Origin of the sequence: Rahnella aquatilis CIP 78.65 = ATCC 33071, from assembly GCF_000241955.1 — a bacterium.
Lineage (GTDB): Bacteria > Pseudomonadota > Gammaproteobacteria > Enterobacterales > Enterobacteriaceae > Rahnella > Rahnella aquatilis.
Window position 1 is genome coordinate 100,079 of the sequence record NC_016835.1, and the last position, 20,292, is coordinate 120,370.

The 20,292-nt window shown below is 54.1% G+C and carries 18 protein-coding genes; 5 read left to right on the forward strand and 13 right to left on the reverse strand.

Features of this window, described 5'->3' with window-relative positions; genetic code table 11:
* Window positions 1–78: 78 nt before the first annotated feature.
* A complete protein-coding gene (locus RAHAQ2_RS22475) occupies window positions 79–276 on the reverse strand; it encodes a hypothetical protein (protein WP_014341682.1) in 198 nt (65 codons plus the stop codon).
* Window positions 277–456: 180 nt separating this feature from the next.
* Between RAHAQ2_RS22475 and RAHAQ2_RS22480 the strand changes: the two genes are divergently transcribed.
* Complete coding sequence (locus tag RAHAQ2_RS22480) at window positions 457–2,856, forward strand: phosphoketolase family protein (protein WP_014341683.1); 2,400 nt, start codon at window positions 457–459, stop codon at window positions 2,854–2,856.
* 204 nt (window positions 2,857–3,060) lie between these two features.
* Here the strand turns inward: RAHAQ2_RS22480 and RAHAQ2_RS22490 are convergent, their stop codons facing one another.
* The gene (locus RAHAQ2_RS22490) at window positions 3,061–3,492 is read right to left on the reverse strand and encodes an OsmC family protein (protein ID WP_014341684.1); all 432 of its coding nucleotides are present in this window, start codon (window positions 3,490–3,492) and stop codon (window positions 3,061–3,063) included.
* A gap of 134 nt (window positions 3,493–3,626) precedes the next feature.
* Here RAHAQ2_RS22490 and RAHAQ2_RS22495 point away from each other — a divergent pair, with 134 nt between their 5' ends.
* Window positions 3,627–3,806 carry a YodC family protein gene (locus RAHAQ2_RS22495; RefSeq protein WP_014341685.1) on the forward strand — a complete coding sequence of 60 codons (180 nt, stop codon included), beginning with the start codon at window positions 3,627–3,629 and terminating at the stop codon, window positions 3,804–3,806.
* Window positions 3,807–3,933: 127 nt separating this feature from the next.
* Window positions 3,934–4,269, forward strand: a complete 336-nt coding sequence (locus RAHAQ2_RS22500; RefSeq protein ID WP_014341686.1) for a nuclear transport factor 2 family protein — start codon at window positions 3,934–3,936, stop codon at window positions 4,267–4,269.
* A 139-nt stretch (window positions 4,270–4,408) separates the two neighbouring features.
* Here the strand turns inward: RAHAQ2_RS22500 and tnpA are convergent, their stop codons facing one another.
* The 11 genes from tnpA to RAHAQ2_RS22555 all read right to left on the reverse strand — a co-directional run bounded on the left by tnpA (window position 4,409) and on the right by RAHAQ2_RS22555 (window position 16,319).
* Complete coding sequence (tnpA, locus tag RAHAQ2_RS22505) at window positions 4,409–4,867, reverse strand: IS200/IS605-like element IS1541D family transposase (protein ID WP_014333746.1); 459 nt, start codon at window positions 4,865–4,867, stop codon at window positions 4,409–4,411.
* Window positions 4,868–5,069: 202 nt separating this feature from the next.
* Window positions 5,070–5,882 (reverse strand): methionine ABC transporter substrate-binding lipoprotein MetQ, encoded by an 813-nt coding sequence (gene metQ / locus RAHAQ2_RS22510; RefSeq protein WP_014341687.1) that lies wholly within the window; start codon window positions 5,880–5,882, stop codon window positions 5,070–5,072.
* Window positions 5,883–6,125: 243 nt separating this feature from the next.
* Window positions 6,126–7,337 (reverse strand): MFS transporter, encoded by a 1,212-nt coding sequence (locus tag RAHAQ2_RS22515; RefSeq protein WP_014341688.1) that lies wholly within the window; start codon window positions 7,335–7,337, stop codon window positions 6,126–6,128.
* A gap of 311 nt (window positions 7,338–7,648) precedes the next feature.
* A complete protein-coding gene (locus tag RAHAQ2_RS22520; RefSeq protein ID WP_014341689.1) occupies window positions 7,649–7,984 on the reverse strand; it encodes a DMT family transporter in 336 nt (111 codons plus the stop codon).
* A gap of 193 nt (window positions 7,985–8,177) precedes the next feature.
* Window positions 8,178–9,977: an ABC transporter ATP-binding protein gene (locus tag RAHAQ2_RS22525; protein ID WP_014341690.1), complete on the reverse strand. Its 1,800-nt coding sequence runs from the start codon at window positions 9,975–9,977 to the stop codon at window positions 8,178–8,180.
* Between the two features lie 2 nt (window positions 9,978–9,979).
* Window positions 9,980–10,897 carry an ABC transporter permease gene (locus RAHAQ2_RS22530; protein ID WP_014341691.1) on the reverse strand — a complete coding sequence of 306 codons (918 nt, stop codon included), beginning with the start codon at window positions 10,895–10,897 and terminating at the stop codon, window positions 9,980–9,982.
* Window positions 10,897–11,871 (reverse strand): ABC transporter permease, encoded by a 975-nt coding sequence (locus RAHAQ2_RS22535; protein WP_014341692.1) that lies wholly within the window; start codon window positions 11,869–11,871, stop codon window positions 10,897–10,899. Before RAHAQ2_RS22535 ends, RAHAQ2_RS22530 begins: the two co-directional genes overlap by 1 nt.
* Window positions 11,868–12,842 (reverse strand): nucleoside hydrolase, encoded by a 975-nt coding sequence (locus tag RAHAQ2_RS22540; protein WP_014341693.1) that lies wholly within the window; start codon window positions 12,840–12,842, stop codon window positions 11,868–11,870. Before RAHAQ2_RS22540 ends, RAHAQ2_RS22535 begins: the two co-directional genes overlap by 4 nt.
* A 4-nt stretch (window positions 12,843–12,846) precedes the next feature.
* Window positions 12,847–13,797, reverse strand: coding sequence for a nucleoside hydrolase (locus tag RAHAQ2_RS22545; RefSeq protein WP_014341694.1), 951 nt, complete (start codon window positions 13,795–13,797; stop codon window positions 12,847–12,849).
* Entirely contained in the window at window positions 13,794–14,678 is an 885-nt protein-coding gene (locus tag RAHAQ2_RS22550; RefSeq protein WP_014341695.1) for a dihydrodipicolinate synthase family protein, read from the reverse strand. The genes RAHAQ2_RS22545 and RAHAQ2_RS22550 overlap by 4 nt, the downstream gene beginning before the upstream one ends.
* 81 nt (window positions 14,679–14,759) lie before the next feature.
* Window positions 14,760–16,319 (reverse strand): ABC transporter substrate-binding protein, encoded by a 1,560-nt coding sequence (locus RAHAQ2_RS22555; RefSeq protein WP_014341696.1) that lies wholly within the window; start codon window positions 16,317–16,319, stop codon window positions 14,760–14,762.
* A 141-nt stretch (window positions 16,320–16,460) separates the two neighbouring features.
* Between RAHAQ2_RS22555 and RAHAQ2_RS22560 the strand changes: the two genes are divergently transcribed.
* Together RAHAQ2_RS22560 and RAHAQ2_RS22565 are read left to right on the forward strand one after the other, a co-directional pair.
* Complete coding sequence (locus RAHAQ2_RS22560; protein ID WP_014341697.1) at window positions 16,461–17,348, forward strand: LysR family transcriptional regulator; 888 nt, start codon at window positions 16,461–16,463, stop codon at window positions 17,346–17,348.
* A gap of 396 nt (window positions 17,349–17,744) precedes the next feature.
* A complete protein-coding gene (locus RAHAQ2_RS22565) occupies window positions 17,745–20,234 on the forward strand; it encodes a membrane-bound PQQ-dependent dehydrogenase, glucose/quinate/shikimate family (protein ID WP_014341698.1) in 2,490 nt (829 codons plus the stop codon).
* The last annotated feature ends 58 nt before the right edge of the window (window positions 20,235–20,292 follow it).

The window sequence follows — 20,292 nt, forward strand, 5'->3', positions numbered from 1 at the left end:
TTATTCAGACATTCCCCTTGTCATGGATCCAATACCCGTCTCCCCTGACGGGTATTTTTTTGCGCCCGATGACATGAATCATTGCCCTTTGCCGACCAGCTGAGCGGCTTTCACGAAGATCTCATCTTCCAGACCGTCCCCCTTTTTACGCCCGAGCCGCCGCAGTTCTTCAATGATGCTTTCCCGATTAATGGACGTGCCACTGGAAATTAACCCCATAACCGCTGCACCAATGGCCAGCCCGATCAGACCTGTCTTTTCGCTTTCGTCCTTCATTGTATCCCCGGTAAATTATTCGAATTTTTAAAGTAACGCTCAATATCTATAGCTGATGACACGCCATTTGTCAGAGTCCGCGCGCTGCGCAACTTGGCCGGGATCGCATTTTTCTATTAGGGTTAATAGATACCAGGGTTAATCGGTACCCCCGCATTCCACTCAATCCCGGAGGAAATGATGACGCTATCATCTTCACAGCGCTGTGCTGAAGAGGAACTCAGACAAGTTGACCGCTACTGGCGGGCCGCGAACTATCTCTCTGTCGGCCAAATCTATCTGATGGATAACCCGCTGCTGCGCGAACCCCTTAAACCTGAGCACATAAAACCCCGGCTGCTGGGTCACTGGGGCACAACGCCCGGCCTGAATTTTATTTATGCACATCTCAACCGGGCGATATGCCAGCGAGATCTCGATATTATTTATATCTGTGGTCCGGGTCACGGCGGCCCCGGAATGGTGGCAAATACCTGGCTTGAAGGCAGCTACAGCGAGATTTATCCGCAGATCAGCGAAGATGCCAGCGGAATACAAAAACTGTTCAGGCAGTTTTCATTTCCCGGTGGCATTCCCAGCCATGCCGCGCCGGAAACGCCGGGGTCGATTAACGAGGGCGGTGAACTGGGCTACTCGCTGTCTCATGCTTTCGGTGCCGTGTTTGACAATCCCGGTTTAATCGCCGCCTGCGTCATTGGCGACGGTGAAGCGGAAACCGGCCCGCTGGCCTCCAGCTGGCATGGCAATAAATTCCTTAATCCCGTGCGGGACGGTGCCGTGCTGCCGGTGCTGCATCTCAACGGCTATAAAATTGCTAACCCCACCATTCTGGGCCGAATGAACGACGAAGATTTGCGCCAGTTATTTTCCGGTTATGGCTACGAGCCGTTATTTGTCAGCGGTCACGAACCGGAACAGATGCATATTCAGATGGCGCGGACGCTGAATATTGCACTGGATATCATCAAAGATCACCAGTTGCGCGCCCGCGCCGGTAGGCCAACCAAAGGGGTTCCGCGCTGGCCGATGATTATCCTGCGCAGTCCGAAAGGCTGGACCGGCCCGCAGTCCGTCGACGGCAAGAAAGTCGAAGGTTTCTGGCGCGCACATCAGGTGCCGGTATCCTCCTGTCGTGAAAACGACGAGCACCGGCAAATCCTTGAGAACTGGATGCGCAGCTACCAGCCCGACGATCTGTTCGATGAACAGGGACGGCTGAAACCGGAATTACGGGCGCTGGCACCACAGGGCGATAAACGCATGGGCGCGTCGCCCTTCGCCAACGGCGGCAGACTGCGACGAGAACTGGTCCCGGCAGAACGGGCGAAATTTGCGGTTGAGCTGACCTCGCGTGGCGAACCACAGGTACAATCGACAGAAATGCTGGGACGCTATCTGGCCGATATTTTTACCCTCAATCCCGATAACTTCCGGCTGTTCGGCCCGGATGAAACCGCGTCTAACCGGCTCAGCGATGTGTTTGATGTCACGAACCGCACCTGGCTGGAAGACATTGAACCTTACGACGAGCAACTGGCCGCGGATGGCCGGGTAATGGAAATTCTCAGTGAACATCAGTGTCAGGGCTGGCTGGAGGGCTATCTGCTCACCGGACGGCACGGGCTGTTCAACTGTTATGAAGCCTTTATTCATATCGTCGATTCGATGTTCAACCAGCATGCCAAATGGCTGAAGGTGACACGTAAGTTGCCGTGGCGTAAGCCGATCTCTTCCCTTAACTATCTGCTTTCCTCTCATGTCTGGCGTCAGGATCACAATGGCTACAGCCATCAGGATCCGGGTTTTATGGATCATGTCGCTAATAAGAAAGCCGATATCGTGCGTATTTATCTGCCGCCGGATGCCAATACGCTGCTGTGGGTGGCGGATCACTGTCTGCAAACCTGGGACCGCATCAATGTCATTGTGGCCGGTAAGCAACCTGCCCCGCAGTGGCTGTCTGCCGAAGAAGCCGCAGAACATTGTGCCGCAGGCATGGGTATCTGGCCGTGGGCAGGCACTGAGCAGGACGGAACGGAACCGGATGTGGTGCTGGCCTGCGCGGGCGATGTACCAACCATGGAAACCCTGGCGGCGGCCGATTTACTGCGGGAATACCTGCCGGATCTCAGCGTCCGGGTGGTGAACGTGGTGGATATTATGGCCTTGCAGACCCGGGAACAGCATCCTCACGGACTGAGCGCAGAAGCATTTGACGGCATTTTCACTCAAAATAAACCGGTGATTTTCGCCTTCCACGGCTATCCGAGCCTGATCCATCGCTTAACCTATCAGCGCAATAATCACCGTAATTTCCATGTCAGCGGTTTTATGGAAGAAGGCACGACCACTACGCCGTTTGATATGACCGTGCTCAATAAGCTCGATCGCTTCCATCTGGCGCAGGCAGCCATTGTGCATACGGAAAAACTGCAGGGCAAAGCAGATGATATTCTGGATGATTTGCAGGAAAAAATCGCCGCGCATCATCGCTATGTGCGCGAATATGGCGAGGATTTGCCTGAAGTCCGCAACTGGAAATGGCCGTCACAACAGGGAAGCGGCGGTGCACCGGAATAACCTGAGGCGGAGAAATTCCGCGAGCGGTTATCGCATCATATATACCTATGATGAACCGGCAAATTTGATCTCGGTGTATGTGCTGCTTTCGCAGCGGCAAAATGTTCAGGCGCTGCTGTTTAAAAAGCTGATCATGGGATAACAACACAAAAGCCACGCAAACATCGCGTGGCTTTTTTCAGAAAGTCATAATCTGTTAAATCATCAGTTTTCCAGCTGATACGTCAGGGTGATTTCCGCTTTCAGCACCTGAGAAACCGGGCAGCCAGCTTTGGCTTTTTGGATGATTTCATCAAATTTATCTTTATCAATACCAGGCAGCTTCACTTTGCTGTCGAGCGCGATTTTGGTGATGGCAAAGCCGCCGTCCACTTTATCGAGTGAAACATCTGCGACAGTATCAATGCTTTCCGGCGTGTGCCCTGCCTCGCCGAGCATCAGCGAGAGCGCCATGGAGAAGCAGGCTGAGTGCGCCGCGCCAATCAGTTCTTCCGGGTTGGTGCCGGGCTTGCCTTCAAAACGGGTGTTGAATCCATAGGGCTGTTCCTTCAGGGCACCACTTTCAGAAGAGATGTAACCTTTACCGTGTTTAATATCGCCTTCCCAGTGTGCCTGTCCTTTCTTATGAATGGTCATATTTTCCTCCGGTTTGTATTACATTAACATTAAGTATAGCTTCTGATCAGTGATCCGCGAGGATGGCCGGGCTATACGGTCCGCGGAGACCTTTTCCATACATCACAACAGCATAGATAACCGGGGAATAAAGCATGTTTAAACCGCAAGATCTCGTTCAGTCTAAAACCGGTGGCCCGAAAATGATTGTCCGGCGTGTTGAAGGCGACACGCTGTGGTGCTCACGTACGGACGACTTTTCTGCCACAGAAATTGAAGTGAAAGCGGATACCGTAGATCTGTATCACGAAGACGGTGATTTTGGCGTGTGCTGATCATTGCATCGATTTGCACATGAGGCTGCCACGGGCGGCCTTTTTTATTTCTCAGACATTTCCGCAAGGCCAGATATGAATTAATATGCATTTTTAATAAATAAAAATTCATTATGGGTGATAATATATGGATGCAGTTATCCCGGTAGAAAAGCAGTTTCAGGCCTATAACAACCACGATCTTGATGCTTTTGTTTCCTGCTACAGTACTGATTTTATGGCGTACCGTATGCCGAACATGTCGCCCTCTTTACAGGGCAAAGAAGCGCTCAGAACGTTTTACCAGAACCACAGATTTAACAACAAAGCGTTGCGCGCCGAGCTTATCTCAAGAACCCTGCTGGGCAACAAAGTGTTTGATCATGAAATGATTTACGGAATTTATGATACCCCCGTCAACAGTATTGCCGTATTTGAAGTCGAAAACGGGTTGATTAAAACAGCCTGGTTCTATTTTGAATAACGACTCATTTTAGGTTATCGTAAAAACAAAATAAATATCCTCCGGCATAGCCGGAGGTTTTTCATATGCGCCTGTAAGGCTCTGTTACCAGCCGCGCCCTAACAGGCGCATAGCAATCTGACATTTGCATCCAAATTCGTTACTTACCGCCCGTAAACGGGCTCCCTGGATACGGGATTGATAACTGTTCCCCTAGTTTATCCTGCTCCAGTTGGTGCTTTATGTATTCCTGGATCTTCGATGTATTTTTACCCACTGTATCTACATAATACCCTCGGCACCAAAACTCCCTGTTCCTGTATTTGAATTTAAGATCACCAAATTGTTCATATAGCATCAGACTACTTTTGCCCTTCAGATACCCCATGAAGCTCGATACACTCATCTTCGGCGGGATTTCCACAAGCATATGGATGTGATCTGCACAGCATTCTGCTTCCAGAATGTGCACATTTTTCCATTCACACAGTTTTCTTAAAATACTCCCTACTGCACGGCGTTTCTCGCCGTAGAAGACCTGCCTTCGGTATTTAGGCGCGAAAACTATGTGATATTTACAGTTCCATCGGGTGTGCGCTAAGCTCTTTTCGTCCCCCATTGGGACCCCCTTTTGATTTCTTGTTTGACCAATGCAGTTGCCAGACCGCAAGGTGTTTTAACAAATCAAAAGGGGTTTTTATATCCGGCTCAAAGCTGGAAGCTTTACGGAACCCCCAGCCTAGCTGGGGGTTTTCTATAGACAAAAATCCTGAGATTATAAAATCTCAGGATTCAATGATTACTCTATTACCCTGCCCGTATTACCAGCCTTTTACCGCATCCCCGTGATAAATAGCGTCTGCCGCTTTCACGGTGGCATCCGTCTGATACGCTTCAACCAGTTCTTTCACGGCCTGGCTGTCTTTATTATCTTCGCGTGCCACGATGATATTCACGTAAGGTGAATCTTTATCTTCGACAAACAGGCCATTTTTCCCCGGCGTCAGCCCGACCTGTCCTGAATAAGTGGTGTTGATGATCGCCAGCTCAATTTTGTCGTCATCAATGGCGCGTGTCAGCTGCGGCGCTTCGATTTCAACAATTTTGAGGTGCTTTGGATTCTCAATGATATCCAGAGACGTCGGCAGCAAACCTACGCCCTCTTTCAGTTTGATCAAGCCTTCTTTTTGCAGCAGTAACAGCGAACGGCCAAGGTTAGTCGGGTCATTCGGCACCGCAACCTGCGCGTTATCGCTGAGCTGATCGAGAGATTTTATCTTGCGGGAATATCCTGCAATCGGATAAACAAAGGTTTTGCCCACTTCCACCAGCTTGTAGCCACGCTCTTTGATCTGTTTATCCAGATAAGGACGGTGCTGGAATGAGTTTACATCAATGTCGCCGCTGCTCAGCGCCGAGTTTGGTAACACGAAATCGTTGAAGGTCACGACTTCCACATCAAGGTTGTATTTGTCTTTAGCGGTTTTTTTGATGGTTTCCCACATCTGCTGATCGATGCCCGCACTGATACCCACTTTAATGTGGTTTTCCTGCGATTTTTGATCACAAGCACTCAGCGCCAGTGCGCCCACCAGAGATAAAGCCAGAACTGAAAATTTTAGTGTTATGCGCATAACGGTTTTACTCTTTCCGTGAATAATTAAAAGGTTGAAACAGCATTGCTGAAGCTCTCAGTGTTTCAAAGCCTGTCAGGATGAACAAATACGAAAAAGAAATAACATAGAGCGGGAGCGCTGCCGGATAACCAAAAAATAACAGTTGGGTTTTATTTGCCTCATACCTGACAAAACCCGCGCAATAGGCGGGTTTTGTGGGGGGATTTTCTTATGTGGAAAGATTTCCTGATCGTAAACCGATCATTTGCCCGCAGCGTGTAATACCGCAGGCTGAGGACGGGACAGGAAAATGGTGATACCGGCCAGCAATGTCAGCACACCGCCGAGCAGGAAGGCGCTGCTGACGCCCGCGCTGTCAGCGAGGATGCCGCCAAACAATGCGCCCAGCGCCAGCGACGTCTGGAAGACACACACCAGCAACGCCGAGCCGGTTTCAAACAACGCAGGCGACGCCTGATACGTCCAGATATTCAGACATACCGGTAACGCACCAAACGCTAATCCCCAGAGGATCACCAGTGCACAGGCCAGCGCCAGCGGCACCGGGAACAGCGACAACACCAGCACCGAGGCGCTGAGCAGCAGCATATTGAGCATAAACGCTTTCCTGACACCGAGCTCACGGACAGTGATTTCCGTGGTCAGCGTGCCCAGCAATCCCGCCACACCATAGCCCATCAGTAATAAAGAAATATGGCTGGCTGTAAGATGCAGGCTAAACCGCAGCCACGGCTCGAGGTAGGTATACGCTGCGAAATGACCCCCCGCCATAAATACGCCGATGATCAGCGCGTAGCGGATCCCTGCCACTTTCGTGACGCCCAGCATCGCACGCAGGCCGATAGAGTGTTGTGCTGGCAGCGAAGGCAACGCCAGCCATTGCAGCACGAAGAACGCCAGCGCCAGTACGGCGTTAAGCATAAACGCCATGCGCCAGCCGAACAGATCCCCGATAAATGCGCCCGCCGGTACCCCTGCGACCGTGCCGACCGCCACGCCTGCGGTGATCAGCGAAATGGCCCGGGCGCCCTGCTCTTCTGACACCAGCCGCCGCCCGGAGGGAATGGCAAATGACCAGAAACCGCCCACTCCGACGCCCAGAATAATGCGTCCGATCAGCAAAATGTTGAACGACTGCGCCATCACGGCGATACCGTTGGCCACGATGACCGTCGCACTAAGCAGCAACAATAAGGTGCGGCGATCCATTTTTCGGGCAAACAGCATGATCAGCGGCGCAGAAATTGCGGCAACTAAACCGGGCAACATCACCGCCAGCCCGGCATGCCCCTCGGTGACACCCAAAGATTGCGCGATAGGCGACAGTAAACCGATCGGCAGAAATTCGGTATTAACCAGCGCGAAGGTGCCGCAGGCCAGTGAGTAAACCGCCAGCCAGCGGCGGAACGCTGAAGTTTCTGGCCGGGTGTCCAGCGATGAGCACTCAGTCATTTTTTTATCCTTAGCAAGGTGAATTATTTCATGTCTGTATAATCTGGCTAATAAACGTGATCACTATCACAGGGTCAAGGTCTTTTCATAATGACTGTTAGGGTATTTATTATCCGCCTGCCGGATAAGCCAGTCTCCGCCTGCGATGCAGCCTACAGAGGCGCGCGGACGTTCAAACGGAAAAGGCACATACAGATAACGCGGACAGGAAATGACTCCACATATAAGTATGTTGTAACTAACGTGTAAAGAGGGAGGTTAACCGCCGGGTACGGCGGCGAATAAAGTGACGGGGAAAGGCAGTTTCAGGGTTAATGCGACACAGATTTAGAATAAAGCTGGATGATCATAATGCCGAGAGCGATGCAGCCCATGCCAATCAGCGCCGGGGTATCAAGCCGCTGTTTGTAGATGAAAAATGACATGGCTGAAACAAGGAAAATCCCCATTCCTGCCCAGATAGCGTAGGCGATGCCGATATGCATCACTTTAACAACCTGAGAAAGGCCATAAAACGATATGGCATAACCGACAACCACAATGACGCTCGGAATTAACCGGGTGAATCCATTAGACGCTTTCATCATGGTCGTCGCCAGTGTTTCCGCGCAGATAGAAACAGCGAGGATCAGATATATTTTGAACATAAGACCTTCTGAATATGAGATTTAAAAAAAATACGATACCCCGCAGATTCTGACATTAATCACCGCTTAACCACAACCAAACGGGCAAATGGGCAGGGAAATCAGCATCAGGTTCTTCAGGCGGCGATGGGTTTTCTGGCAGGCTGTTGACTGACTGGCGGGTTTTGCAGCACTCAACCCCGTAACGCAATCGTCAAATCTGCACAAAATGCCCTGCGCTGACTTCGCGGTAATGACGCACCGGCGGCTGATAAGTGGCTGCGCGTAGCGGGCTGGCGAGTTCTTCCGGCACGACGGTGCGTGTATGGTGAACATCCGGGTCGGGCACCGGCACGGCGGCCAGCAGTTTGCGGGTGTAGATGTGCTGCGGATTTTCGAAAATATCCGCGCGTGAACCGATTTCCACGATTTCTCCCTGATACATCACCGCCACGCGATGGCTGATCCGCTCGACCACCGCCATATCATGCGAGATAAACAGATACGCCAGCCCGAGTTCCTGTTGCAGATCGAGCATCAGGTTGATGACCTGTGCTTTAACGGACACATCCAGCGCCGACACGGCTTCATCGGCGATGATCATTTTCGGTTCCAGCGCCAGTGCGCGGGCAATACAGATGCGCTGCCGTTGTCCGCCGGAAAACTGGTGTGGAAAACGCATCGCCATATTGCTTTGCAATCCGACCTGTTCCAGCAGTTGCGCCACGCGGATTTTCGCGCTGGTGGCATCGTGCAAGCCGAGGCTTATCATCGGTTCGGCAATCGCCTGACCAATGCGCATTCTCGGGTTCAGGCTTTCGTACGGATCCTGGAAAATCATCTGCGCCTGGGTGCGGATATCCGCCAGCCGCGCGCTGTCTGCCCGGCGGATATCTTGCCCGCGGATCAGTATGTCGCCGGAAGTTGCTTCAGTGAGGCGTAAAATCGTGCGGCCGGTGGTAGATTTCCCGCAGCCGGATTCCCCGACCAGCGAGAGTGTTTCGCCCGGCTGCAGGCTGAATGAAACGTCCTCCACCGCATGTATACGGGCAGAAACACGACGCAGAAGGCCGGATTTCACATCAAAGCGCGTCACGAGATTTTTAATCTCCAGCACCGGCTGTCCGGTGCGCAGCGTATCGACAGACTCCGCCACGGGCAGCGGTTCGCCGGTGTGCATATCGGTCAGCGGGAAGCGTTTTGGCAATGCCACGCCCTGCATCGTACCCAGCCGCGGCACCGCCGACAGCAGCGCGCGGGTGTAGGGATGTTTCGGATGATGAAAGATTTCCCGCGTGGTGGCCTGCTCCACGGCTTCGCCACGGTGCAGCACCAGCGTGCGATCCGCCACTTCCGCCACCACGCCCATATCGTGGGTGATGAACAGAACAGACATGCCCTCTTCTTCCTGCAAGGATTTAATCAGCGCCAGGATTTGCGCCTGGATGGTGACATCCAGTGCCGTCGTCGGTTCATCCGCAATCAGCAAACGCGGATTACAGGCCAGCGCGATGGCAATTACCACGCGCTGACGCATGCCACCGGAAAAGCTCAGCGGATATTCATTCAGCCGCGAGGTGGCTGCCGGAATGCGCACTTTTTCCAGCAACCGGACCGCCTCGGCACGGGCGGAGGCGTCGTCCATGCCGCGATGTCGCTTCAGCACTTCAGTGATTTGCACACCGATTTTCAGCACCGGATTCAGGCTGGTCATCGGCTCCTGAAAAATCATGCCGATGCGGTTGCCGCGTATACTTTGCATCTCCGGGGGGGTGAGACTGAGCAATTCCCGGCCGTCAAAATGAATGCGGCCGGAATAACGGGTCTGTTTTTCATCCAGCAAACGCATGACGGACATCGCTGTCACACTTTTGCCGGAACCGGATTCGCCCACCAGCGCCAGCGTTTCTTTCGGGCCAATCGAGAACGAAAGGTCACGCACCACGTTCAGCCATTCGCCGTCCACGGAGAACGCCGTATTGAGCTTATCGACCTGTAACACTGGGGTTTGCATCATCAATCCTTATTCCGCGGGTTGAGGATGTCGCGCAGGGCGTCACCGACTAAATTGATGGCGACAATCAGCACCAGCAGCGTGATACCGGGGAAGAAGCTTATCCAGTAATCGCCGGACATCAGATAATCAAAACCGTTGGCAATCAGCAGGCCGAGCGAAGGCTCGGTAACCGGCAAACCAATGCCGAGAAACGACAGCGTGGCTTCAAGCATAATGGCGTAAGCAATGCGCATGGTCGCCACGACAATCAGCGGCGGCAGGCAGTTGGGTAAAATATGACGGAACAGAATGCGCGGGCTGGAAAGCGCCATGCTGCGCGCGGCGTCCACGTAACTGCGGCGACGTTCCAGCAACGCCGAGCCGCGAAGGGTACGCGCGTAATAGGCCCATTGCGTGACCACCAGCGCCAGAATGATTTTATCGACGCCCTGCCCGAGCACCGCCAGCAAAATCAGGGCAATCAGGATCGGCGGAAAGCTCAGCTGAATATCGACAATACGCATGATCAGCGCGTCCGTTTTGCCGCCAGCGTAAGCGCTAATCAGCCCCAGTGCGGCGCCAAGCGTCAGCGCAATCGCCGCACTGGAAACCCCCACCAGCAGACTGGTCCGCGTGCCGTACAAAATAGCGCTCAGCAAATCGCGCCCCTGATCGTCGGTGCCGAGCCAGTAAATCATGCCACTCAGGCTGGACGTGCCCGGTTTCAGGCGGCCATCCATGATGTCGAGTTGCGATAAATCATACGGATTTTGCGGCGAGATCCACGGAGCCAGCACCGCCAGCAGAATGGCGATGCCTAAAATGATCAGGCCGCATAAGGAGAATTTATTGCGCAGCAGGGCACGCACGGTGGTGTAAAAGGCGGGCTGAGATTTGCCCTGAACGGCGGTGCGCGAATGTACGGAATCAGACGCCATCAGTTTTCGCCCCCCAGCCGCACTCGCGGATCCACCAGCACATAGAGCACATCCACCAGCAAATTAATCAGGCTGAACATCACCACGGTGATCATCAGATACGCCAGGATCACCGGACGGTCGAGCATGGCAATAGAATCAATGATCAGTTTGCCCATCCCCGGCCAGGCATAAATGGTTTCGGTGACCACGGCAAAGGCGATCAGCGATCCAAGCTCAAGGCCGATGACGGTAATCAGCGGGATCAGCGTGTTTTTCAATACGTGAACCAGCACGATGCGGCTTTCCGACAAGCCTTTGGCGCGGGCGAAACGGATGAAGTCCTGTTGCAGACATTCGAGCACACCGGCGCGGGTGAGACGGATAATCAGCGAGATTTTAAACAGTGCCAGATTCAGGGCAGGCAGGATCAGATGTGCGAGACCGTCGGCGGTAAACAGGCTGACGGGAACGCCGAAAACTTCCACCGTTGCACCACGTCCCGAGGCCGGAAGCACGCCGAGTTTGACGCTGAACAGCATGATCATCATCAGACCAATCCAGAACGTCGGCAGGCTGAAGCCTAAAATTGATACAGCCATGATCGATTTCGATAGCCAGCCGTCAGGGCGCAAGCCTGCGTACACGCCAAGCGGAATGCCAATCACCAGCGCCAGCGCAAACGCCACCAGCGCCAGCTCGAGCGTGGCAGGCATGCGCTGAAAAATCAGGTGCAGCGCGGGCTGGTTGTAGATGAAGGAGTTGCCCATGTCGCCATGCAGGGCATTGACCACGAACAGGCCATATTGCTCCCACACCGGTTTATCAAGGCCAAAAGACTGGATGACACTGAGGCGTTCGGCGGGGGTTGCTGTGGTACTGAGCAGCAGATCGACCGGATTACCGACCAGATAAACGCCTGCGAAAACCAGCAATGACATCACGAACAGCGTCAGCAACGTTTGTCCGAAACGTCCCAGCAGGTAACGGCTCATGCGCGCATTTCACCGGAGGTATTGCTGTAACGGGTACCGTAACGGGAGAAGACGCGGCGCATCAGACTGAAGAAACCGTACTCATCGACGGACTGCATGACCACAGCATTCGCAGGCGTCGCCAGTTTGTTCCAGAAATCCGCGTAAGTATAGCCGGCGGTATTACCGGAAACGGCCACACCCACGCGCGCGGGCTGGCCTTCAAACAAACCGGGCTGCAACAACCACGCGACGGTGGTGGCGTCATGCACCGGCCCGCCTTCGCGACCAAACCGACTGAGGTCACTGCGATCAAACGCGTTCAGCAACGCGGCAACGGATTCACCCGGCTGGCCGCCATCCTGTTTTAATGCCTCAATATCATCTGCACCGATCAGCGCCTGAAAAGTCATATCGAGCGGCATGATGATCAGCGGCACGCCGCTGTTAAACACTTTTTCGGCCGCATGCGGATCGGCATAGACGTTAAATTCGGCCCACGGCACGCGGTGGCCGAGGGCGGTAAAGGCGCAGCTCATGGTAACGATCTGTTTAATGCCGCGTGCGACATCCGGGTGCATGCCGAGCGCCAGCGCGATATTGGTCATCGGGCCAATCACGCACAACGAAATCGGATCATTATCTTCGGCAGCCTGTCTTAAGGTGCGCACCAGAAAATCCACTGCGTGTTCAGCCTGCGGTTGCAGGCCGGTGTCCGGCACCAGTTCATCGTTAAATGCGCCGATATGCGCGTACTTGCCGTAAACCTGATCGCGCGCCAGCGGACCGGGCGCACCGGCGAAAACGGGCGTAGCGATTTTGCCGGACAACGCGACAATTTTGCAGGCGTTGCGCACACTGTCTTTCAGCGCCACATTGCCGGCGACAACGGTCACACCGAGCACGTCCAGTTCCGGCGAGGCCAGCGCCAGCCACAACGCGATGGCGTCATCCACGCCAGGATCGGTATCGATAATGATGCGCTGGCTCATAATTTTATTTCCCGGCATAACGTGAAAGCAGCTCGTAAAACAGCGCGAAGACTTTGCCAGCCTCCACGCGCGTGACGATATCAACGTTGGGCGTCTGCCCTGACTTGTCGTGCCAGTCGGCGACCGTTTGCCCCATGCACAACTCGCTGTCGTGTTCGACAAACACCCGCGCTTTTTCGGTGCCGAACAGTTCCGGCGCCAGTACGTAAGCAATCACCAGCGGGTCGTGCAGCGGCCCGCCGCGTGAACCGTAACGGCGCACGTCGTTGCGATCCCAGAACGCCATCAGTTCGCCCAGCGTTGCTGAGATCCGCCCGGAGACTTTGATAAATTTCGCCACATGTTCCGGCGTCAAAATCACCTGATGCGTGGCGTCGAGCGGTAAAACCGTGATGTTCAGATCCGAGGAAAACACAATATGCGCGGCATGGGGATCGGCGAGCATATTGAATTCAGAGGTCATGGTGCGGTTACCGGCTTCGCGATATGCGCCGCCCATCAGCACCACGCGACCCATACCGGCGGTGATTTCAGGTTTAATGCGCAGCGCCGTTGCCAGATTGGTCAGCGGCCCGAGCATGCACAGCGTCAGTGGCTGATTATTTTCAATCGCCTGTTCGCAACAGCTGATCAGGAAGTTAACGGCATGAAGGGATTCTGCCTGCTTTTGCGGCGCGGGAAAAGCGGTATTGCCCAGACCGTTTTCGCCATGGAACTGGCCGTGGATCGGCGCACGCAGCAGCGGCTGATGGCATCCGGCAAAAACCGGGATATCCAGCCGGTAACCCAGTTCGGTAATTTGCAACGCATTACGGGTGGTATTCACCAGCGGCTGATTACCACACACGGTAGAAATGCCGAGAATATTCAGTTGCGGTGCAACGAACGCGCTGAGCAGCGCAATGGCGTCGTCAATACCCGGATCACAGTCAATGACCACCGGTATCGTTTTCACAAAGCCCCCACAGAACGCAAAACCTCTGCGATTTCCTGACGCGCAGCCTGATTTAACGGCACCTGCGGCGGCAACGGATCGCCCACCTCAAAACCCTGTAATTGCAGCGCCGCTTTGATACAACCGGCGATGGAATATCTGGCGAAGATTTCATTGATGCGCCACAGCGGACGCTGCAACGCCATCGCTTTTGTCCAGTCGCCCTGCCGCGCGGCTTCATACAGCGCCAGACTTTGCTTCGGCACAATACAGGCCGGACCGGCCATCCAGCCCACGCCGCCAATCAGCATCACGCAGGCAGGAATATGTGCCGATGCGGCAAAAACCTGCATCCGCCCCTGCGTGCGTTCGATAATCGACAGCAACCGGCCAGTATTGGTCGAGGCATCTTTAATATAGTTGATATTTTCCACGTAACTCAGCCGCTCAATCACCGGCAGGCTGAGATCAGAACGCTGGAACTGCGGATTGGTGTACAGCACGACCGGCAGTTTTCCTGCGGCGGTCGCGATGGCACGAAAATAATCCTCGACACCCTGTTCGGGCACCGGGAAATAAGCCTCAAGGATCGCCAGAATACCGTCCACACCCAGTGCGACGTAGCGAGCGGTTTGCGCTACGGCGTCCTGAATGGTGGTGGCTGCGACCCCGGCAATGACCGGAACGCGCCCCCTGGCGGCTTCCACAACGGTTTTCACTATCTCAGTGCGCTGTTCTGCACTGAGATAAGCAAACTCACCTGTACTGCCCAGTGGCGTCAGACCGTGCACGCCACTGGCAATCAGGTGTTCGACCAGCGCCGTAAGCACTGGTTTGTCTATCTGGCCGCCGTCAGTGACCGGCGAAACCAGATAGGGATACACACCGCTAAAAGAAGTCATAGCTTCTCTCTCTTTTCTTAGAACAACCCTGGTGTTGGTGCTCTATTCCCGCCTTGGTTCGGTATGTACTTTGCGTGTTATTTACTGCTTCTCATGCACAAAGTACGGCAACGTGTAGCCGTCGGAGCGGCCAACGTAGGTATAAGGTGTTTTCATCGCCCAGGTGTAGGAGAGGAACAATAGCGGAATGGTGCCTTCGTCCTTCATCGCAATCTCTGTGGCGTGTTGCAGTAACTTTTCACGCTGGCCGTCATCAAGCGTTTCCCGCGCCTGCAGCAGTGTTTTATCAAATTCAGGATTCGAGTAACGCCCGCGGTTGCCTTGTCCGCCGTTCGGCCCGAAGGTTTCGAGCAACGGGCCCAGCACACCGGAGGCTTCACCGGTTTCAATCGCCGCACCGCCCATAATCAGGCTGAAATCGCGTTTGGAGGCGCGTGAGAAATACACGCTGCCCGGCATGGTCACGACATCAGTTTTAATGCCGACACGGCTGAACATCTGACCGAGCGCCTGTGCGATTTTAGAATCGTTCGGATAACGGTCATTCGACGCATGGAACGTCAGCGTGAAGCCATCCGGATAACCGGCCTGCGTCAGCAATTGCTTCGCTTTCGCCGGATCGTACACCGGCGCGGCAATCGACGGCGTGTAACCAAAGTAGCCTTTTGGCACCAGTTGCGACGCGGGAACACCCTGCCCGTCCATGATACGGTCAACTATCGCCTGACGGTTTATCGCCAGCGACATCGCCTCGCGCACTTCACGTTTTTTCAGCGGATTGCTGCCGTCCGGCCCTTTGGCAAAAGGCGACACATCGCGATCCTGATCCGGGTGTAAATACAAAATACGGTTACCTGCCACGGATTCCAGATGCAGGCTGGTTTGTTTGCCCAGATCCCGTCCGTCCGCTGTCGGCACACTTTCAATCATGTCAACATCGCCGGAACGCAACGCCGCAACGCGGGCACTCGGGTTTTTGAACACGCGCAACGTGACTTTATCCCACTGCGCTTTTCCGCCCCAGTACTGGTCATTGCGCGCCAGCACGACGTTATCGTCCGGCGTCCAGCTGACAAATTTGAACGGGCCGGTCCCGGTGACGTCTTTCCCTTCGTTGAGGGTTTGTGACCCGACGGTTTCCAGACGCGCCGGTAAGATGGCAACGCGGCTCAGATTATTCAGTAATAACGGTGACGGCGTTTTGGTAGTAATCCTCACAGTGAGAGGATTGACCTCGGTGACGTCTGCGATGTCGTTGACATACGGCGTATAAGCGCTCGGACTGTTCTTCGACGCCAGCGCCACGCGTTTCACACTGGCAATCACATCTTTGGCCGTGAAATTGCTGCCGTCGTGGAATTTCACGCCGGGACGCAGGGCAAATTCCCAGGTGGTGTCATTAATCACTTTCCATGACACGGCAAGCGCAGGCGTAATGTGTTGTTTTTCGTCCTGATTCACCAGACCATCGAAAATATTGCGCGCCATTGCGCTGTTGGCGCCGCCGACATAAAACTGCGGATCCATAGAAGTGGTGGATGCGGCAAGGCCGATATTAAGATCAGCGGCCTGTACGGTCTGTAAAATAAAAGGCGTGGCCAGTGCCGAGAAAAGCACTCCTGCCAGAACGGACTTTCTCATGCATTTAACCCTTAATTATTTTAGATTTTCAGGCAATGTGTATCAGGTCGTAAACTGAAGTCTAGGGGGTGGACTTTTGAATTGAAAATTGTATTTTGTGTTACATCCATAAACAAATGTTATGGATCTAAAGGATGTATGATGAAAATTAATCCCAGACAGGTAGAAGCTTTTCACAAGGTGATCCTTACCGGAGGCATGACCGCCGCCGCCAATATGATGAACATTACGCAGCCTGCGGTCAGCCGCCTGATCCGCGACTTCGAATATGCGGTTGATCTGAAGCTGTTTGACCGCGACGGGCGCGGCCTGATCCCGCGCGACGATGCCATCAAGTTGTATCGGGAAGTCGAGCGCCTGTACCTCGGACTTGAACATATTTCACGTATCGCCGATGAAATCCGTCACTCAAAAGGCAGCGTTTTGCGTATCGGTACGGTTGCGGCGCTTTCCGCGCTGTGTGTCGAACACATTCTGCCGCCACTGATTGAGCGTATCAGCGATATCTCGCTGTTTCTGGATATCGAGAGCACCACACACATCACCGATGTGGTAACCGGTAATCAGTATGACGTCGGGTTCATTTTCGGTAAGCCGGATGTGAAAGGGCTGGAAGCAGAGATGCTGGCGCGGGCCAATGCGGTTGCGGTGATGTCGCCGCGTCATCCGCTGGCCAAACAGGACGTCGTCACCGCGATGGATCTGACGCGTTACCGCCCTATTATACCCGGACGCAAAACGCCGCTGCGTGAACAACTCGATCAGGTGATGAGCCGTCTCGACCTTTATATGAATAACCCGATTGAAACGTCGCTGAACAATTGTTGTGTGATGGCGGGGAATAATCTGGGTATCGGTGTGGTCGATTTTATCACCGCGCGCAGCCACAAAAGCGATATCGTGCTCAAGCCATTTACACCTGATATCAGCATCGCCTATCTCGCCGTTTTCCCACCGCAGATCCCGAAAAGCCGTCTGGTGGAACACATCACCCAGGAAATGAAGACATTAATTGAAGGCTATTTGTAAAACGTCCCGTCAGGTTCGCGCAAATCGTACCAATAAGTCCACGTGTTGCCCTTCTCCCCTTTATGGTGAGAAATCTGCAGACAGTTGGTGCGATCAATTAGATGAAAAACGTATATAAATTTGTTTAAAAATAAAAATAGAGAATAAGTCACTTTATTTTATTATTTAAAATCAATGATTAAAGTCTTACTGCATAAATAATAATCTAATCTATAATAATTTACCTAATTTCAAACTCTTCGTTACACATTCACAACCTCGATGAGAAGTATTACTCTTTCCGCGAAATTGTTCTAATTGGTTCATTTAATGACGGGTGGTCATTAAGTGGTACCCGCTTTTCATCAACAGTTCTCTACAACCTATTTTCACCAAACCAATGCAGTGAGATAAATCATGCCAACAACAAATAACAAGTGGACCTGGCTCCTCTGGTTACTGAGTGCGCTGATGGTCGTCATCGGCCTGACACTCGGTATCGGTGGTGCGTACCTGGCCACATTAGGAGGAAGCCTTTACTTCCTGCTGATGGGTCTGGCGCTCATCGTTTCCGCCGTTTTGATTTTCAAAGGTAAGCCATCGGGCGCATGGCTGTACGCCGTGGCCTTTGTGCTTTCTATTATCTGGGCTGTCTGGGACGCGGGCTTCACGTTCTGGCCATTGTTCTCCCGCCTGTTCACATTCGGCGTTCTGGCTTTTCTGATGGCACTGGCCTATCCGCTGCTTCAGGCACGCGCGGGTCTGGTGGTGCGTAAAGGGCCGGGCTTCTCGCTGGCGGCGGTTCTGGCTGTTGCGCTGATTGTCGCTTTCGGTAACACCTTCGTGCCGACGCCGATCATCAGCGCCGACAACGATCAGGTGCCGGTGAAACCGGTTGAAAAAGGGGCAGAACAGAAGAACTGGGAAAGCTGGGGCAACACTCCCGCTGGCGACCGTTTTGCTGCACTGGATCAGATCAACAAAACCAACGTGGATAAACTTCAGGTTGCGTGGATTGCCCATACCGGCGATATCCCGCAGAGCAACGGCTCCGGCGCTGAAGACCAGAACACCCCGCTGCAAATCGGTGACAAACTGTTCGTCTGTACCGCTTACAGCAAAGTGATCGCCCTGTCTGTTGATGACGGCAAAAAGCTGTGGTCCTACGATTCCAACTCCACCGCGCCTAACTGGCAGCGTTGTCGCGGACTGGGTTATTACCAGAACAACAGCGAGAACAGCACGGCATCACAGGCTCCGGCTGCACAACCGGCTGCAACTCCTGCGGCTGAACCGGCAACGCCAAACGCAGCGTCGGAAGCTGCTGCGCCTGCAACCGATGCTCCGCAAGCACCGGCGGCAACCGGCGGTACCGTCAGCGCCACCTGCGAACGTCGTCTGTTCCTGCCCACCATTGATGCGCGTCTGATTGCCATCAACGCTGACACCGGCAAGCCTTGCGCTGATTTCGGTGACAACGGCGTGGTTGACCTGAAAGTCGGCATGGGCGAAGTCAAGCCGGGCTACTATCAGCAAACCTCTACTCCGCTGGTTGCGGGTAACGTGGTGGTCGTCGGTGGTCGCGTCGCGGATAACTTCTCCACCGGCGAACCTCCGGGCGTGGTGCGTGCTTTCGACGTGCACACCGGCGCACTGGTATGGGCATGGGATCCGGGTAATCCGAACATCACCAAACTGCCACCGGAAGGTCAGACTTATACCCGTGGCACGCCAAACGTCTGGTCGGCGATGTCATATGATCCGAAACTGGGTCTGATTTACATGCCTACCGGCAACGCGACGCCAGACTTCTTCGGCGGCACGCGTACTGAGCTGGATGACAAATACAGTTCATCTGTCGTTGCGGTAGACGTGGCCACCGGCAAAGTCCGCTGGACCTTCCAGACCACGCATCACGACCTGTGGGACTTCGACCTGCCGTCTCAGCCGCTGCTGTATGACCTGCCGGACGGTAAAGGTGGCAGCACGCCGGTTCTGGTGCAGACCTCCAAACAAGGCATGATCTTCATGCTGAACCGCGAAACCGGCCAGCCGGTCGCGAAAGTCGAAAACCGTGAAGTGCCGCAGGGTAACGTCCCTGGCGAACGCTACGCCAAAACGCAGCCTTTCTCTGTTGGCATGCCAAACATCGGTAACCAGACGCTGAAAGAATCTGATATGTGGGGCGCGACGCCGATGGATCAGTTGCTGTGCCGCATCGAATTTAAAGGTATGCGTCACGAAGGCGTTTACACGCCTCCGGGTCTGGATCGTTCCCTGCAATTCCCGGGTTCTCTGGGCGGCATGAACTGGGGCAGCGTCTCGGTTGATCCGAACAACGCCATCATGTTCGTGAATGATATGCGTCTGGGTCTGGCGAACTACATGGTGCCGCGTGCACAGGTTCCGACCGGCGCGAGCGGCATCGAGATGGGGATGGTGCCGATGGAAGGTACGCCTTACGGCGCAGTCCGCGAGCGTTTCCTGTCTCCGCTGGGCATTCCTTGCCAGAAGCCACCGTTCGGTACGATGTCTGCGGTGAACCTGAAAACCGGTAAAATCGTCTGGCAGGTGCCGGTCGGTACCGTAAAAGACACCGGTCCGCTGGGCATCAAAATGCGCATGCCAATGGAAGTCGGTATGCCAACGCTGGGCGCGAGCCTGTCAACGCAATCCGGCCTGCTGTTCTTCGCCGGTACGCAGGATTTCTATCTGCGCGCGTTTGATACCGCAAACGGTAAAGAGATCTGGAAATCCCGTCTGCCGGTCGGCAGCCAGTCCGGCCCGATGACCTACGTTTCACCGAAAACCGGTAAACAGTACATCATCATCAGCGCCGGTGGCGCACGTCAGTCCGCAGAACGCGGCGACTACGTGATCGCCTACGCGCTGCCTGACGAGAAGTAAGATTTCGCAGTAAACACAAAGCCCGCTGGTGCAGACCGGCGGGCTTTTTTTATTGGGG